This window comes from Streptomyces sp. NRRL S-87 (genome assembly GCF_000719335.1).
Lineage (GTDB): Bacteria > Actinomycetota > Actinomycetes > Streptomycetales > Streptomycetaceae > Streptomyces.
In genome coordinates this window covers 34949-50025 of sequence record NZ_JOGB01000028.1, presented here as the reverse complement: position 1 = coordinate 50025, position 15077 = coordinate 34949, and the positions used below count along the sequence as shown (strand labels likewise).

The following is a 15077-nucleotide window of genomic DNA, read 5'->3' as shown; positions in this document are numbered from 1 at the left end:
TCGTGGCTCGGTGCTCAGTGTCCCCATCCGGGACCACCTTTCTTCCGGGAGCCTCCCCGACTGCTTTGACCACTGCCAGGCAGTTCCGAGCATGCTCCGGAATCGGCGTGACATTCCCACGCTTTGCAGCTGGGGTCTTCTCGCCGGAACCCATGTACTGATTTCTTCCGCCGTACCTCTACCGGCGGACCACCGCCCCGGCACGGTCCACACATCAGGGACCGCGGCCGGACAGCACAACCGGTCGCCGAGCCAGACAGGCCGACGTCCGCTCCAGGGAAGGACCCTTCGTGAGCGACACCACCGATCTGATGGGCGCTGCCGACACCAGTGTCGAGACCAGCGCGCCCGCGGGTGCTGCCACCCCCAAGCGCCGCCGCGCTGGCACCGGCCTCGAGGGCATGGTTCTGGCCGAGCTGCAGCAGGTCGCATCGGGCCTCGGTATCCGCGGCACCGCGCGCATGCGCAAGAGCCAGCTGATCGAGGTCATCAAGGAGGCGCAGGCCGGTGGCGGCGCTGCCGCCCCCGCCAAGAGCGCCGACGCCGCCGAGGCCAAGCCGAAGCGCCGTACGACGGCCAAGGCCGTCAAGGCCGACGCTGCCGAGGCCCCGGCCGCCCAGCAGCAGATCGACATCCCGGGCCAGCCCGCGTCCGACGACGCCCCGGCCGGCGAGCGCCGACGCCGGCGCGCCACCGCGGCCGCCGGCAGCCCGGCCGCCGCCGAGGCCCCGGCCGCCGCCCCCGCGCAGGTCGAGGCCAAGACGGAGACCCGTACCGAGGCCCGTGCCGACGAGGCCAAGGCCGAGGCCGCCACCGCCGTCTCCGCCCCGGCGGAGAGCACCGAGGGCCGTAGCCGCCGCGACCGCCGTGAGCGCGGCGAGCGCGGTGAGCGGGGCGACCGCGGTGAGCGGGGCGAGCGCGGCCGTGACCGCCGCGAGCGCGGCAAGGGCGAGGAGCAGGCCGGCGGCCAGCAGGGCCAGGGCCAGGGCGGTCAGCGCCAGCAGCAGCAGGGCGGCGGCCGCGGCCAGCAGCAGGGGCCGCAGGACGACTTCGACGACGAGGGCGGCCGTCGCGGCCGGCGCGGCCGCTACCGCGACCGCCGCGGCCGTCGCGGTCGCGACGAGTTCGGTGCGAACGAGCCGCAGGTCGCCGACGACGACGTGCTGATCCCCGTCGCGGGCATCCTCGACATCCTCGACAACTACGCGTTCATCCGGACCTCCGGCTACCTGCCCGGCCCGAACGACGTGTACGTCTCCCTCGCCCAGGTCCGCAAGAGCGGCCTGCGCAAGGGCGACCACGTCACGGGTGCCGTGCGCCAGCCGAAGGAGGGCGAGCGCCGCGAGAAGTTCAACGCGCTGGTGCGCCTCGACTCGGTCAACGGCATGGCGCCGGAGTCCGGCCGCGGCCGCCCCGAGTTCAACAAGCTCACCCCGCTGTACCCGCAGGACCGGCTCCGCCTGGAGACCGACCCGGGCGTGCTGACCACCCGCATCATCGACCTCGTGTCGCCGATCGGTAAGGGCCAGCGCGGTCTGATCGTGGCCCCGCCGAAGACCGGCAAGACCATGATCATGCAGGCGATCGCCAACGCGATCACGCACAACAACCCCGAGTGCCACCTGATGGTCGTCCTGGTCGACGAGCGTCCGGAAGAGGTCACCGACATGCAGCGGTCGGTCAAGGGCGAGGTCATCTCCTCGACCTTCGACCGCCCGGCCGAGGACCACACCACGGTCGCCGAGCTGGCCATCGAGCGCGCCAAGCGCCTCGTCGAGCTGGGTCACGACGTGGTCGTCCTGCTGGACTCCATCACCCGCCTGGGCCGCGCGTACAACCTCGCGGCGCCCGCCTCCGGCCGCATCCTGTCCGGTGGTGTCGACTCGACCGCGCTCTACCCGCCGAAGCGCTTCTTCGGTGCCGCGCGCAACATCGAGGACGGCGGCTCGCTGACCATCCTGGCCACCGCGCTCGTCGAGACCGGCTCGCGCATGGACGAGGTGATCTTCGAGGAGTTCAAGGGCACCGGCAACATGGAGCTCAAGCTCGACCGGAAGCTCGCCGACAAGCGCATCTTCCCGGCCGTCGACGTCGACCCGTCGGGCACCCGCAAGGAGGAGATCCTCCTCAACAGCGAGGAGCTCAGCATCGTCTGGAAGCTGCGCCGGGTGCTGCACGCGCTCGACTCGCAGCAGGCGATCGAGCTGCTGCTCGACAAGATGAAGCAGACGAAGTCGAACGCCGAGTTCCTGATGCAGATCGCCAAGACGACCCCGGCGTCGAAGAACGACGACTGACAACGTCCGGAAACCGGGAACCGTTCCCGGTGCCCCCGGCGTCTTCGCCACCGCCCCGTCACTCCGGTGACGGGGCGGTTTGCGTGTGGCCGGCACGCGTGACGTCCCGTGTGGGGACTTACACGCTCCTTACATGTTGACAAAGGCTCAACTGTCAACTTATTTCCGCGCATTGCCGGATACGGGTTGGATTAAGGCGCGGACATGACATAGGATCGGTCACGCCGCACGTCGGGGGGACCACGACAGCGTCGGCCGCCAACGGCCGGACAGTGGGCGGGACTTGGGCACTTCGGTGACCCGGGGTCCGCGCCGTGCGAAGTAGCCTCCCCCTGCGTGCCAGACAGACACCTCATACGGGGAGATTGAGTGTTTTCTCTGAAGTCCCTGCGTAGCCGCGCCGCCCTCTCGGGTGCCACGGCCGCTCTCGCTGCCGGACTCGTCGCCACCATGGCCGCCCCGGCCGGTGCCGCCGCCCAGCCCGCTGCGCAGCCCGACTCCTCCGCGTCGGTCACCGCGCAGATGGCCTCGGTCATCAACGCCGCCAACAAGGGCAACAACGCCCCCGAGCGTGACGCCCAGATCATCGGCGGCACGGCGGTCAACATCAAGAACTACCCGTTCATGACCCAGCTGTGGGTCGGCGACGGCCGGGGCCACGGCTGGTTCTGCTCCGGCTCGGTCGTCAACTCCCGCAAGATCCTCACGGCCGCCCACTGCGTCAAGGGCAAGAACTTCGTCAAGTACGGCTTCGTGATCACCGGTGCCACCCGCATCGCTGACTCGCACAGCCTGTACGGCGGCAAGATGTACTCGATCTCGAAGCAGTGGTACCACCCGCGGTACAACTCCTCGACGTTCGCCAACGACATCGCCGTCCTGACGCTGAGGTCGCGCACCGCCGCCAAGCCGGCCAAGGTCACGACCTCCACGGACACGGCCTCGTACCGCCCGGGCAAGATCGGCACCTCCGTGGGCTGGGGCCGGACCACGTCCAAGAACCAGAACCTGTCCACCTACCTGCGTCGCGGCTACCTGCCCGTCCAGGCGAACTCGGTCTGCCAGCGCTTCTGGGGCTCCGCCTTCAAGAAGGGCGCGATGCTCTGCGTCGGCAAGGCCGCGACCGGCTCCGACCGCGGCACCGTCGCCACCTGCAACGGTGACTCCGGTGGTCCGTTCCTCGTGAACGGCCGCATCGTCGGCGTCACCTCGTGGGGCGTGAAGGACTGCGTCTACAAGGGCGCCCACCCGGTCTTCACGAAGTACAGCACCTACGCGAAGACCGTCGCCGCGCAGCTGCGCTAATCACGGCCTTCGCTCCACGGACGCGGTCCGGTGCCCTCGGCACCGGGCCGCTTTCCGTTGTCGCGCAACCCTTTCCGCCCAACCCCCGTCTCTCTGGTCGGGCCATCCGGGGGGTATGAGCGACCAGGAACGCGACGGAGCGAGGAGACCATGACCGAGGACACGGCGGGCCGGGGAGCCCGCGGCAGGGGCCACCGCAAACGTCCGCCCACCCGCCGCAGGGCGCTGGCGGTCACCGCCTGGACGGCGGCCGGCGTGGTGGTCCTCGGGGGAGCGGGCCTCGGCTACGTCTACGTGAAGTTCAACGGGAACCTCAGGAGCGTCGACATCGACGCGGCCCTCGGCGACGACCGCCCGGCCGACGTGGACAACGGCTCCATGGACATCCTGGTCCTCGGTTCCGACTCGCGCTCCGGCGCGAACGGGGAGTACGGCGCCGACGACGGCGGCTCGGCCCGCTCCGACACCGCGATGATCGTGCACCTCTACGAGGGCCACAAGAAGGCCGCGGTCATATCCGTACCGCGCGACACACTGGTCACCCGGCCCTCGTGCAAGACCCCGGAGGGCACCACCGACCCCGGCGGCGAGCGCAGGATGTTCAACGAGTCCTTCACCGTCGGCGGCCCCGCCTGCGCGGTCAAGACCGTCGAGACGATGTCCGGCATCCGCATGGACCACTACCTCGAGGTCGACTTCACGGGCTTCAAGAAGATCATCGACAAGCTCGGCGGCGTGGAGATCACCACGACCAAGCCGATCAAGGACGGGGCCAGCCACCTCGACCTCGCGGCCGGGCCCCACAGGCTGAACGGCGAGCAGGCCCTGGGCCTCGTACGCACCCGCAAGAGCGTCGGCGACGGCAGCGACCTGGGCCGAATACAGCTCCAGCAGGCCTTCATCAAGGCCCTGATGAAGCAGGTCAAGGGCATCGGGGTGTTCGGCGACCCGGCGCGGACGCTGGACGTGGCGGACACCGCGACCAAGGCGATCACCACCGACAGCAAGCTCGGCAGCGTGAAGGCCCTGGCGGGCTTCGCGGCGGGCCTGCAGGGCATCGACCCCTCCGACGTGCAGATGGTCACCCTGCCCGTCGGCTACGACGAGATCGACCCCAACCGCGTCGTTCCGCTGGAGAGCGCCACGCGCCAGATCTGGACCGCGCTGTCGCAGGACCGGCCCGTCCCCGCGGAGGCCCTGAAGGCCGGCGACAAGGGCCAGGCCGAGGGCATCGTGCACTGAGGGCCGGGGGCAGGAATAGACCCGGCCCCGTCCCTGTTGAGCAGCACGTCCCGAATTTTGTAAGGCGGCCCGGTCCTGGCAGACTGGTACGTCGGCTCCGGTTCACGCCGTGGGCAATTCCGCCCCCTGCGACCCGGCGCCCTCCCGATACTAGGAGACACCTTGAAGCGCGAGATCCACCCCGAGTACGTCGAGACCCAGGTCAGCTGCACCTGTGGCGCGTCGTTCACCACCCGTAGCACCCTGACGAGCGGCACCATCCGTGCCGAGGTCTGCTCCGAGTGCCACCCGTTCTACACGGGCAAGCAGAAGATCCTCGACACCGGTGGCCGCGTGGCCCGCTTCGAGGCCCGCTTCGGCAAGGCTGCCGGCTCCAAGAAGTAGCGAGCCACGGCGCCGGTCGCCGGCCCGCCCCCGTCCTACGGGGGCGGCCCGACCGGCGCCTTTGTCGTCCGCAGCCCCTATCTGACTTTTTCACTCCAGGAGCCCACCGATGTTCGAGGCGGTCGAGGAACTGGTCGGCGAGCACGCCGACCTCGAGAAGAAGCTCGCCGACCCTTCGGTCCACTCCGACCAGGCCAACGCGCGCAAGCTCAACAAGCGCTACGCGGAGCTGACCCCCATCGTGGGCACCTACCGCGCCTGGAAGCAGACGGGCGAGGACATCGACACGGCCAAGGAGCTGGCCGCGGACGACCCCGACTTCGCCGCCGAGGTCAAGGAGCTGACGGCGGCCCGCGAGGAGCTCACCGAGAAGCTCCGCATGCTGCTGGTCCCGCGCGACCCCAGCGACGACAAGGACGTCCTCCTGGAGATCAAGGCGGGCGCCGGCGGCGACGAGTCCGCGCTGTTCGCGGGCGACCTGCTGCGCATGTACCTGCGCTACGCCGAGCGCGTCGGCTGGAAGACCGAGATCATCGACTCCACCGAGTCCGAGCTCGGCGGCTACAAGGACGTCCAGGTCGCGGTGAAGACCAAGGGCGGCAACGGCGCCACCGAGCCCGGCCAGGGCGTGTGGGCCCGCCTGAAGTACGAGGGCGGGGTGCACCGCGTCCAGCGCGTGCCCGCCACCGAGTCCCAGGGCCGCATCCACACCTCCGCGGCCGGCGTCCTGGTGACCCCCGAGGCGGAGGAGGTCGACGTCGAGATCAACCCGAACGACCTCCGCATCGACGTGTACCGCTCCTCGGGCCCCGGCGGCCAGTCCGTCAACACCACCGACTCGGCCGTGCGCATCACGCACGTCCCGACCGGCGTCGTCGCCTCCTGCCAGAACGAGAAGAGCCAGCTCCAGAACAAGGAGCAGGCCATGCGCATCCTGCGGTCCCGGCTGCTGGCCGCCGCCCAGGAAGCCGCCGAGCAGGAAGCGGCCGACGCGCGCCGCAGCCAGGTCCGCACCGTCGACCGGTCCGAGAAGATCCGTACGTACAACTTCCCGGAGAACCGGATCTCGGACCACCGGGTCGGCTTCAAGTCGTACAACCTCGACCAGGTCCTCGACGGCGACCTCGACGCGGTCATCCAGGCCTGCGTCGACGCCGACTCGGCCGCCAAGCTCGCCGCGCAGAGCTGACGCACTGCGCCGCCGTAGTACCCGCACCTCGTACGGACTCGCTGGAGGAAGCGTGAACCTGCTGCTCGCGGAGGTGGCCCAGGCCACCCAGCGGCTGGCCGCGGCCGGCGTGCCCTCACCGCGCTTCGACGCGGAGGAGCTCGCCGCCTTCGTCCACGGCGTCAAACGGGGAGAGCTGCACAACGTCAAGGACGCCGACTTCGACGCGCGCTACTGGGAGGCCGTGGCGCGCCGCGAGGCCCGCGAACCGCTGCAGCACATCACCGGGCGCGCCTTCTTCCGCTACCTGGAGCTCCAGGTCGGCCCGGGCGTCTTCGTCCCGCGCCCGGAGACCGAGTCGGTCGTCGGCTGGGCCATAGACGCCGTACGCGCCATGGACGTGGTCGAGCCCCTGATCGTGGACCTGTGCACCGGTTCCGGCGCGATCGCGCTGGCCCTGGCGCAGGAGGTGCCGCGCTCGCGCGTGCACGCCGTCGAACTGTCCGAGGACGCGCTGGTCTGGACCCGCAAGAACGTGCAGGGCTCCCGGGTCGCCCTGCACGAGGGCGACGCCCTGACCGCCCTGCCGGAGCTGGACGGACAGGTCGACCTGGTCATCTCGAACCCGCCGTACATCCCGCTCACCGAGTGGGAGTACGTCGCCCCCGAGGCGCGCGACCACGACCCCGAGATGGCCCTGTTCTCCGGCGAGGACGGCCTCGACACCATCCGCGGCCTGGAGCGCACCGCGCACCGGCTGCTGCGGCCCGGCGGTCTCGTGGTCGTCGAGCACGCCGACACCCAGGGCGGCCAGGTCCCGTGGATCTTCGCCGAGGAGAAGGGCTGGTCCGACGCCGCCGACCACCCCGACCTCAACAACCGCCCCCGCTTCGCCACGGCGCGCAAGGCGACGCCGTGAGCACCCCCCGCACCGCACCTGTACCGACCGCCCCGGACGAGGAGGCCCGCTGATGGCCCGGCGATACGACTGCAACGACGCGACGGACCGCAAGACGGGTCTGCGCGAGGCGGCCTCCGCCGTACGCCGCGGGGAACTCGTCGTGCTGCCCACGGACACCCTGTACGGCATCGGCGCGGACGCCTTCAGCCCGGAGGCCGTGGCCGACCTGCTGCGCGCCAAGGGCCGCGGCCGCAGCATGCCGACCCCGGTGCTCATCGGCTCCCCGAACACCCTCCACGGGCTCGTCACGGACTTCTCCGAGCACGCCTGGGAGCTGGTCGACGCCTTCTGGCCGGGCGCGCTGACCCTGGTCGCCCGCCACCAGCCGTCGCTGCAGTGGGACCTCGGCGAGACCGGCGGCACCGTGGCCGTGCGCATGCCCCTGCACCCGGTCGCCATCGAGCTGCTGACCGAGGTCGGCCCCATGGCCGTCTCCTCGGCCAACCTCTCCGGCCACCCGGCGCCCGAGGACTGCGACGCCGCCCGCGAGATGCTCGGCGACTCCGTCTCCGTGTACCTGGACGGGGGCCCGACCCCCGGCATGGAGCCGTCCTCCATCGTCGACGTCACCGGCAAGGTCCCCGTGCTGCTGCGGGAGGGCGCCCTCACCGCGGCCCAGCTGCGGGAGGTCGTACCCGACCTCGAGGTGGCTCCGTGAGCCCTGAGGGCCGTGGCATAGCGGGTCTCCCGGACGCAGCCGGGAGCACGTTCCGCATCCTCCACGTCAGCACGGGCAACGTCTGCCGATCCCCGATCACGGAGCGGCTGACCCGCCATGCGCTGGCCGACCGGCTCGGCGACCCGCTGACCGGCGGAGTGGTGGTGGAGAGCGCGGGCACCTGGGGGCACGAGGGCGCGCCCATGGAGGCGCACGCCGCGACCGTCCTCGGCGAGTTCGGCGCGGACGCCTCCGGCTTCGCCGGGCGCGAGTTGCTCGACGAGCACGTCATCCGTGCCGACCTGGTGCTCACCGCCACCCGCGACCACCGGGCGCAGGTCATCTCGATGGGGCACTCGGCCGGGCTGCGCACCTTCACGCTGAAGGAGTTCACGCGCCTGGTGCGGGCCATAGACCCGGCGACCCTGCCGCCGCTCGACCAGGGCATGGTCGAGCGCGCACGAGCGCTCGTACGGGCGGCCGCGGCGCTGCGCGGCTGGCTGCTGGCGCCCGACGCGGACGCGGACGAGGTGCACGACCCGTACGGCGCTCCGATCTCCTTCTTCCGCTCCATCGGCGGCGAGATCAACGCGGCGCTGGACCCGGTGGTCACGGCGCTCACGGGCGTCGGCGCGCGGCACTGACGCGGGGGCGGCGGGGCCCCGACGCGGCGGACGCGCGGCACCGGAAAGACGATCTGTCCGTTTCCGCTGCTTTTGGGATGGTCGCGGCCTAGAGTGGGCCTACCTTCCCCCAGCGCCGGAGACGCGTCATGACCGTCACACACGCTCAGGCACAGGCCCACCAGACGTGGGCGCCGGACTTCGACGCACTGCGCCGCGAGGATCCCGAGCTGGCCGACGTGCTGCTCGGGGAGGCACGCCGGCAGGCGGGCGGCCTGCAGCTGATCGCGGCCGAGAACTTCACCTCGCCCGCGGTGCTGGCCGCGCTGGGCTCGCCGCTGGCCAACAAGTACGCCGAGGGCTACCCCGGCAAGCGCCACCACGGCGGCTGCGAGTACGTCGACGTCGCCGAGCGCATCGCCTGCGAGCGCGCCACCGCCCTCTTCGGCGCCGACCACGCCAACGTCCAGCCGCACTCCGGTTCGGCCGCGGTGCTGGCCGCGTACGCCGCGCTGCTGCGCCCCGGGGACACGGTGCTCGCGCTGGGCCTGCCGTACGGCGGCCACCTCACGCACGGCTCGCCGGCGAACTTCTCCGGCCGCTGGTTCGACTTCGTGCCCTACGGACTCGACGCCGAGACCGGGCTGATCGACTACGAGCAGGTCTGGGCGCTGGCCGACAAGCACCGCCCCAAGGCCGTCGTGGTCGGCTCGATCTCGTACCCGCGCCACCCCGACTACCTGGCCTTCCGCGAGATCGCCGACGAGGTGGGCGCGTACCTCATCGCGGACGCGGCGCACCCGATGGGCCTGGTCGCCGGGGGAGCGGCGCCGAACCCGGTCCCGTACGCCGACGTCGTGTGCGCCACCACCCACAAGGTGCTGCGCGGACCGCGCGGCGGGATGGTGCTGTGCGGCGCGGAGCTGGCGGCCCGGATCGACCGGGCGGTGTTCCCCTTCACGCAGGGCGGCGCCCAGATGCACACCATCGCGGCCAAGGCGGTGGCCTTCGGCGAGGCGGCGACCCCGGCCTTCACGGCGTACGCCCATCAGGTCGTCACCAATGCGAGGGTCCTGGCCGCCGCCCTGCTCGAGCAGGGCCTGGCCGTCACCACCGGCGGTACCGACACGCACCTGATCACCGCGGACCCGGCGCCGCTGGGCCTGGACGGCCCCGCCGCCCGCGGCCGGCTGGCGGCGGCCGGGATGGTGCTGGACACCTGTGCGCTGCCGTACGGGGACCAGCGCGGCGTCCGCCTGGGTACGGCGGCGGTGACGACGCAGGGCATGGGGGAGGTCGAGATGGAGCGGATCGCGATGCTGATGGGCGCGGCCCTCAGGGGCGAGGAGAGGGCCCGCGAGGACGTGGCGGCCCTGGCCCTCGCCTTCCCGCCGTACCCGTCCCAGGGGGGCCGCTGACGGGGTCCTGCCGGGCGTTCTGCAACCATGTACGGCCCCTGGCATGTCCTCACGTGCAGGGGCATCGCAGCTAATGTGTGGGGCTGAGATGGCCGGCGATACATCTGGGGCTGCCCGTGCGTGAATACCTGCTGACGCTGTGCGTCACGGTCGCGGTGACCTACCTGCTGACCGGACCGGTGCGGAAGTTCGCCATCGCGTCCGGCGCCATGCCCGAGATCCGCGCCCGCGACGTGCACCGCGAACCCACCCCGCGGCTGGGCGGCATCGCGATGTTCGGCGGGTTGTGCGCCGGCCTGCTGGTGGCCGACCACCTGGAGAACCTCAACGGGGTCTTCGAGCTGTCGAACGAGCCCAGGGCGCTGTTGTCCGGCGCCGCCCTGATCTGGATCGTGGGCGTCCTCGACGACAAGTTCGAGATCGACGCGCTGATCAAGCTGGGCGCGCAGATGATCGCCGCGGGCGTGATGGTCATGCAGGGCCTGACCATCCTGTTCATCCCCATCCCGGGCGTGGGCACCGTCTCGCTGACGCAGTGGCAGGGCAACCTGCTGACCGTGGCGCTCGTCGTGATCACCATCAACGCGGTGAACTTCGTCGACGGCCTCGACGGCCTGGCCGCCGGCATGGTCGGCATCGCCGCCGCCGCGTTCTTCATGTACGCCTACCGCATCTGGTACGGGTACGGCATCGAGGCCGCGGCCCCCGCGACGCTGTTCGCCGCGATCCTGCTGGGCATGTGCGTGGGATTCCTGCCGCACAACATGCATCCTGCGCGGATCTTCATGGGCGACTCCGGCTCGATGCTGATCGGCCTCGTGCTGGCCGCGAGCGCCATCTCCATCACCGGGCAGGTGGACCCCGACGCGCTGGCGCTGTTCGCCGGCGGTGAGCGCAACGCGACGCACGCGATGCTGCCGGTCTTCATCCCGCTGCTGCTGCCGCTGACGATCATCGCGATCCCGATGACCGACCTGATCCTGGCGATCGTGCGGCGTACGTGGAAGGGCCAGTCGCCGTTCGCGGCGGACCGCGGGCACCTGCACCACCGACTGCTGGAAATCGGCCATTCGCACAGCCGCGCCGTTCTGATCATGTACTTCTGGTCGGCGCTCATCTCCTTCGGCACGGTGGCCTATTCCGTGCACTCCACCTCGATGTGGATCGTGCTGGGGATCGTCGCCCTGAGCGCCGTCGGGCTGCTGCTGCTCCTGCTGCCGCGCTTCACGCCGCGTGCGCCGCGCTGGGCCGAGCGCCTGGTGCCGCCGCGCTACCGGCACGCGGAGCGGGCGGCGGAGGCCGCGGCGCGGGCGGCCACGGGCCAGGAGCCGGTGCGTACGCCGGTGGCGGCCGGGGTCTCGGGCGTCAACGGAGCGACCGCGGTGGGCCCCCGTTCGCGCTTCCCCGACCGGCGGAAGGCCGGATCGGCGAGCTGACGTCCGGTTGACGTTTCGGGCAAGACGGCTCTTTAGCACACAAACCCGTGGGCTGGCGCGCACAGACGCGCAGGGTCACTCTCATGTGTGACAGCGAGCACACCCACCAGGTAAAGACCTCATCAAATAGTTTGTGATACCGTTCACTAGACCCGGCGACAGAGCCGAAGGACCGTAGTGCGACGGTCCGTCGGCCCGAGGAGCGATCTCGGACCGGGCTTACGCTCGTGCCCTGCACGAGACCCGTGCACCACCCCCACCACCTTGCGGAGCAACCCGTCATGCGGAATGACGCCAGATCACTCCTGCACGTCGTCGTGCCCACCGCTGCCGTCGGCGTCATCGCCACGGTCGTCAGCGGTGTGGTCGCCGGCGGCAAGGGCGCGCTCGGCGCTGCCGTGGGGACGGCGATCGTGATCCTCTTCATGGGAACCGGAATGGCGGTCCTGCAGTGGATCGCCAAGTCCTTCCCGCAGCTCTTCCAGATGATGGGCCTCGTGCTCTACACGGTCCAGCTGCTCCTGCTGTTCGTCTTCGTCGCCGTGTTCAAGAACACGACGCTGTTCAACCCCCGGGCCTTCGCCATCTCCCTGGTCGTCTCCACCATCGCGTGGATCGCCGCCCAGGCGCGTGCGCACATGAAGGCCAAAATCCTCTACGTCGACCCCGATGCCGATGCGGGCGAAAGCCCGAAAACACGGGGTCCCCGACGTGAAGGGTAGGGGCGGGATAAGTGCGCGTTCGGGTTCCTGCTATCGTCCGGTGCCAACTGCGGCATCGCGGGCGCGGGCATCTGAGCTGACGCCTGCTCAATCGCGAGGCTCAATGCCTGCCAGCCGCCCCCACATCCGTAAGACCAGTCCCGTGCCGAACTGCGGCTGCGCGCCGCGCCGACACAACGAGGTTGCCGTACCTATGCGCCACGCTGAAGGAGCCCGCGGTGAGTGCTGACCCGACGCAGGTGCTCGCCTTCGAGACCGATTGCCACATCTTCGACGGCTGTGGCTTCCCGGCTCCTGGCTTGCACTCGTTCCTGTTCGAGCCGATCTTCGGCGACGCGGACAGCAACTTCTACTTCAACAAGACGATGCTGCTGGCCCTGCTCGGGTCCGTCATCATCGTCGGCTTCTTCTGGGCGGCTTTCCGCAAGCCGAAGCTCGTGCCCGGGAAGCTCCAGATGGTCGCCGAGTCCGGCTACGACTTCGTGCGCCGCGGCATCGTCTACGAGACGATGGGCAAGAAGGAGGGCGAGAAGTACGTCCCCTTCATGGTCGCGACGTTCTTCTTCGTCTGGATGATGAACCTCTGGTCGATCATCCCGGTGGCGCAGTTCCCGGTGACCTCGATCATCGCGTACCCGGCGGCCCTGGCCCTGATCGTCTACGTCATGTGGATGTCGGTCACCTTCAAGCGCCACGGCTTCGTCGGCGGCCTGAAGAACCTCACCGGCTACGACAAGTCGCTGGGCGGGATCCTGCCGCTGGTCATGCTCATCGAGTTCTTCTCGAACGTGCTGGTCCGCCCCTTCACGCACGCCGTGCGTCTGTTCGCGAACATGTTCGCCGGCCACACGCTGCTGCTGCTCTTCACGATCGCCAGCTGGTACCTGCTGAACGGCATCGGCATCGCCTACGCGGGCGTGTCGTTCGTGATGGTCATCGTGATGACCGCCTTCGAGCTCTTCATCCAGGCTGTCCAGGCCTACGTGTTCGTCCTCCTGGCCTGCAGCTTCCTCCAGGGCGCCGTCGCCGAGCACCACTGATCGGCTCCCACCCCCAAACCATCACTCGTCCGGTGGCCAACCCCCACCGGTCCATGAAAGAGAAGGAAGAACGGGCATGTCCGCTCTCGCGCAGACCCTCGCCGCTGGCGTCGAAATCAAGGGCAACCTCGGCTCGATCGGCTACGGCCTCGCCGCCATCGGCCCCGGCGTCGGCGTCGGCATCATCTTCGGTAACGGCACCCAGGCCCTGGCCCGCCAGCCCGAGGCTGCCGGTCTGATCCGCGCCAACCAGATCCTCGGCTTCGCCTTCTGTGAGGCGCTCGCCCTGATCGGTCTGGTCATGCCGTTCGTCTACCCGACCTCTTGATCCGGTAGCGAATAGCCCCATTACACGGAAGGCACTGATGTGAACCCTCTGGTTCAGCTCGCGGCGGAAGAGGCCGAGAACCCTCTCATCCCGCCGATTCCCGAGCTCATCATCGGTCTGATCGCCTTCGTGATCGTCTTCGGCTTCCTGTGGAAGAAGCTGCTCCCGAACATCAACAAGGTTCTGGAGGAGCGCCGCGAGGCGATCGAGGGTGGCATCGAGAAGGCCGAGGCGGCCCAGACCGAGGCCCAGAGCGTGCTGGAGCAGTACAAGGCCCAGCTCGCCGAGGCCCGGCACGAGGCCGCGCGCCTGCGCCAGGAGGCGCTGGAGCAGGGCTCTGCGCTCAAGGAAGAGCTGCGCGCAGAGGGCCAGCGGCAGAAGGAAGAGATCGTCGCTGCCGGCCACGCCCAGATCGAGGCCGACCGCCGGGCCGCGGCCCAGGCGCTGCGCCAGGACGTGGGCCAGCTCGCCACTGCGCTGGCCGGCAAGCTCGTCGGTGAGTCCCTCGAGGACCACGCCCGGCAGAGCCGGACCATCGACCGCTTCCTCGACGAGCTCGAGGAGAAGGCCGAGGCCGCGCGATGAACGGAGCGAGCCGCGAGGCGCTGGCCGCCGCACGTGAGCGTCTCGACGCGCTGACGGACAACACGTCCGTCGACGCGGCGAAGCTCGCCGGTGAGCTGGCTGCCGTGACCGCGCTGCTCGACCGCGAGGTGTCGCTGCGTCGGGTCCTGACCGACCCGGCGCAGGCCGGCGAGGCCAAGGCCGAGCTGGCCGGGCGCCTGCTCGGCGGCCAGGTCAGCGGCGAGACCGCCGACCTGGTGGCCGGCATGGTCCGCTCCCGCTGGTCGCAGTCGCGTGACCTGGTGGACGCCCTTGAGGAGCTGGCGGACCTCGCCGACCTCACGGACGCCCAGCGCCGGAACGTGCTCGACGACGTCGAGGACGAGCTGTTCCGCTTCGCGCGGATCGTCAACTCGGCCCCCGAGCTGCGCGCCGCGCTGACCGACCGGTCCGCCACCTCCGCCGCCAAGGGCGAGCTGCTCGGCAGCCTGCTCCGCGGCAAGGCCGACGCCGCGGCCGAGCGCCTGGTCGTCCGTCTGGTGACCGCCCCGCGGGGACGTAGCCTGGAAGCGGGACTCGAGTCCCTGTCCAAGCTCGCCGCCGGGCGCCGCAACCGCATGGTCGCGGTCGTGACCACCGCGGTTCCGCTCAGCGACGTGCAGAAGCAGCGTCTCGGTGCGGTCCTGGCGAAGCTGTACGGCCGCCAGATGCACCTGAACCTCGACGTGGACCCCGCGGTCCTCGGCGGGATCTCGGTGCGCATCGGTGACGAGGTCATCGACGGCAGCATCGCGGAGCGCCTCGCCGAGGCGAGCCGCCGCATGGCCGGCTGACCGAGCCACCAACACAACAAGCATTTCCAGCGGCCCGGTTGGGCCGTGCAGAACTTGCAGAAGATTCCTGGGGGTCGCCCCCAGACCCCTAAGAAACT

At 70.4% G+C, this 15077-nt stretch carries 15 protein-coding genes; all 15 read left to right on the top strand.

Annotated features, from left to right (window positions below; translation table 11 throughout):
* The first annotated feature begins 290 nt into the window (after positions 1-290).
* The 15 genes from rho to IF43_RS0119220 all read left to right on the top strand — a co-directional run bounded on the left by rho (position 291) and on the right by IF43_RS0119220 (position 14979).
* Positions 291-2297, top strand: a complete 2007-nt coding sequence (rho, locus tag IF43_RS0119290; RefSeq protein ID WP_030201937.1) for a transcription termination factor Rho — start codon at positions 291-293, stop codon at positions 2295-2297.
* 369 nt (positions 2298-2666) lie between these two features.
* Positions 2667-3602: a trypsin-like serine protease gene (locus tag IF43_RS0119285; protein ID WP_158939399.1), complete on the top strand. Its 936-nt coding sequence runs from the start codon at positions 2667-2669 to the stop codon at positions 3600-3602.
* Between the two features lie 150 nt (positions 3603-3752).
* Positions 3753-4844 carry an LCP family protein gene (locus tag IF43_RS0119280; protein WP_030201934.1) on the top strand — a complete coding sequence of 364 codons (1092 nt, stop codon included), beginning with the start codon at positions 3753-3755 and terminating at the stop codon, positions 4842-4844.
* A 162-nt stretch (positions 4845-5006) separates the two neighbouring features.
* Entirely contained in the window at positions 5007-5228 is a 222-nt protein-coding gene (rpmE, locus tag IF43_RS0119275; protein ID WP_030201933.1) for a 50S ribosomal protein L31, read from the top strand.
* Positions 5229-5337: 109 nt separating this feature from the next.
* A complete protein-coding gene (gene prfA, locus IF43_RS0119270; protein WP_030201931.1) occupies positions 5338-6417 on the top strand; it encodes a peptide chain release factor 1 in 1080 nt (359 codons plus the stop codon).
* Positions 6418-6469: 52 nt separating this feature from the next.
* Entirely contained in the window at positions 6470-7315 is an 846-nt protein-coding gene (gene prmC / locus IF43_RS0119265) for a peptide chain release factor N(5)-glutamine methyltransferase (protein WP_030201929.1), read from the top strand.
* Positions 7316-7367: 52 nt separating this feature from the next.
* Positions 7368-8015 (top strand): L-threonylcarbamoyladenylate synthase, encoded by a 648-nt coding sequence (locus IF43_RS0119260; protein WP_030201928.1) that lies wholly within the window; start codon positions 7368-7370, stop codon positions 8013-8015.
* The gene (locus IF43_RS0119255; protein ID WP_030201926.1) at positions 8012-8659 is read left to right on the top strand and encodes a low molecular weight phosphatase family protein; all 648 of its coding nucleotides are present in this window, start codon (positions 8012-8014) and stop codon (positions 8657-8659) included. The genes IF43_RS0119260 and IF43_RS0119255 overlap by 4 nt, the downstream gene beginning before the upstream one ends.
* A gap of 128 nt (positions 8660-8787) precedes the next feature.
* A complete protein-coding gene (glyA, locus tag IF43_RS0119250; protein WP_030201925.1) occupies positions 8788-10056 on the top strand; it encodes a serine hydroxymethyltransferase in 1269 nt (422 codons plus the stop codon).
* 116 nt (positions 10057-10172) lie between these two features.
* Positions 10173-11492 carry an MraY family glycosyltransferase gene (locus IF43_RS0119245; protein ID WP_030201924.1) on the top strand — a complete coding sequence of 440 codons (1320 nt, stop codon included), beginning with the start codon at positions 10173-10175 and terminating at the stop codon, positions 11490-11492.
* A 281-nt stretch (positions 11493-11773) separates the two neighbouring features.
* A complete protein-coding gene (locus tag IF43_RS0119240) occupies positions 11774-12214 on the top strand; it encodes a hypothetical protein (RefSeq protein ID WP_030201923.1) in 441 nt (146 codons plus the stop codon).
* Between the two features lie 203 nt (positions 12215-12417).
* On the top strand, positions 12418-13254 hold the full coding sequence (gene atpB / locus IF43_RS0119235; protein WP_078910288.1) for a F0F1 ATP synthase subunit A: 837 nt from the start codon (positions 12418-12420) through the stop codon (positions 13252-13254).
* Positions 13255-13330: 76 nt separating this feature from the next.
* Positions 13331-13582, top strand: a complete 252-nt coding sequence (locus IF43_RS0119230; RefSeq protein WP_018535366.1) for an ATP synthase subunit C — start codon at positions 13331-13333, stop codon at positions 13580-13582.
* A 39-nt stretch (positions 13583-13621) separates the two neighbouring features.
* Positions 13622-14167, top strand: coding sequence for a F0F1 ATP synthase subunit B (locus tag IF43_RS0119225; protein ID WP_030201918.1), 546 nt, complete (start codon positions 13622-13624; stop codon positions 14165-14167).
* On the top strand, positions 14164-14979 hold the full coding sequence (locus IF43_RS0119220; protein ID WP_030201917.1) for a F0F1 ATP synthase subunit delta: 816 nt from the start codon (positions 14164-14166) through the stop codon (positions 14977-14979). The genes IF43_RS0119225 and IF43_RS0119220 overlap by 4 nt, the downstream gene beginning before the upstream one ends.
* Positions 14980-15077 lie beyond the last annotated feature (98 nt).

What these genes read in the sequence shown, in the direction of transcription:
- glyA (WP_030201925.1), top strand. Translation starts at nt 8,788, where the DNA reads ATGACCGTCACACACGCTCAGGCACAGGCCCACCAGACGTGGGCGCCG.
- IF43_RS0119280 (WP_030201934.1), top strand. Translation starts at nt 3,753, where the DNA reads ATGACCGAGGACACGGCGGGCCGGGGAGCCCGCGGCAGGGGCCACCGC.
- IF43_RS0119220 (WP_030201917.1), top strand. Translation starts at nt 14,164, where the DNA reads ATGAACGGAGCGAGCCGCGAGGCGCTGGCCGCCGCACGTGAGCGTCTC.
- prfA (WP_030201931.1), top strand. Translation starts at nt 5,338, where the DNA reads ATGTTCGAGGCGGTCGAGGAACTGGTCGGCGAGCACGCCGACCTCGAG.
- IF43_RS0119230 (WP_018535366.1), top strand. Translation starts at nt 13,331, where the DNA reads ATGTCCGCTCTCGCGCAGACCCTCGCCGCTGGCGTCGAAATCAAGGGC.
- IF43_RS0119260 (WP_030201928.1), top strand. Translation starts at nt 7,368, where the DNA reads ATGGCCCGGCGATACGACTGCAACGACGCGACGGACCGCAAGACGGGT.
- IF43_RS0119240 (WP_030201923.1), top strand. Translation starts at nt 11,774, where the DNA reads ATGCGGAATGACGCCAGATCACTCCTGCACGTCGTCGTGCCCACCGCT.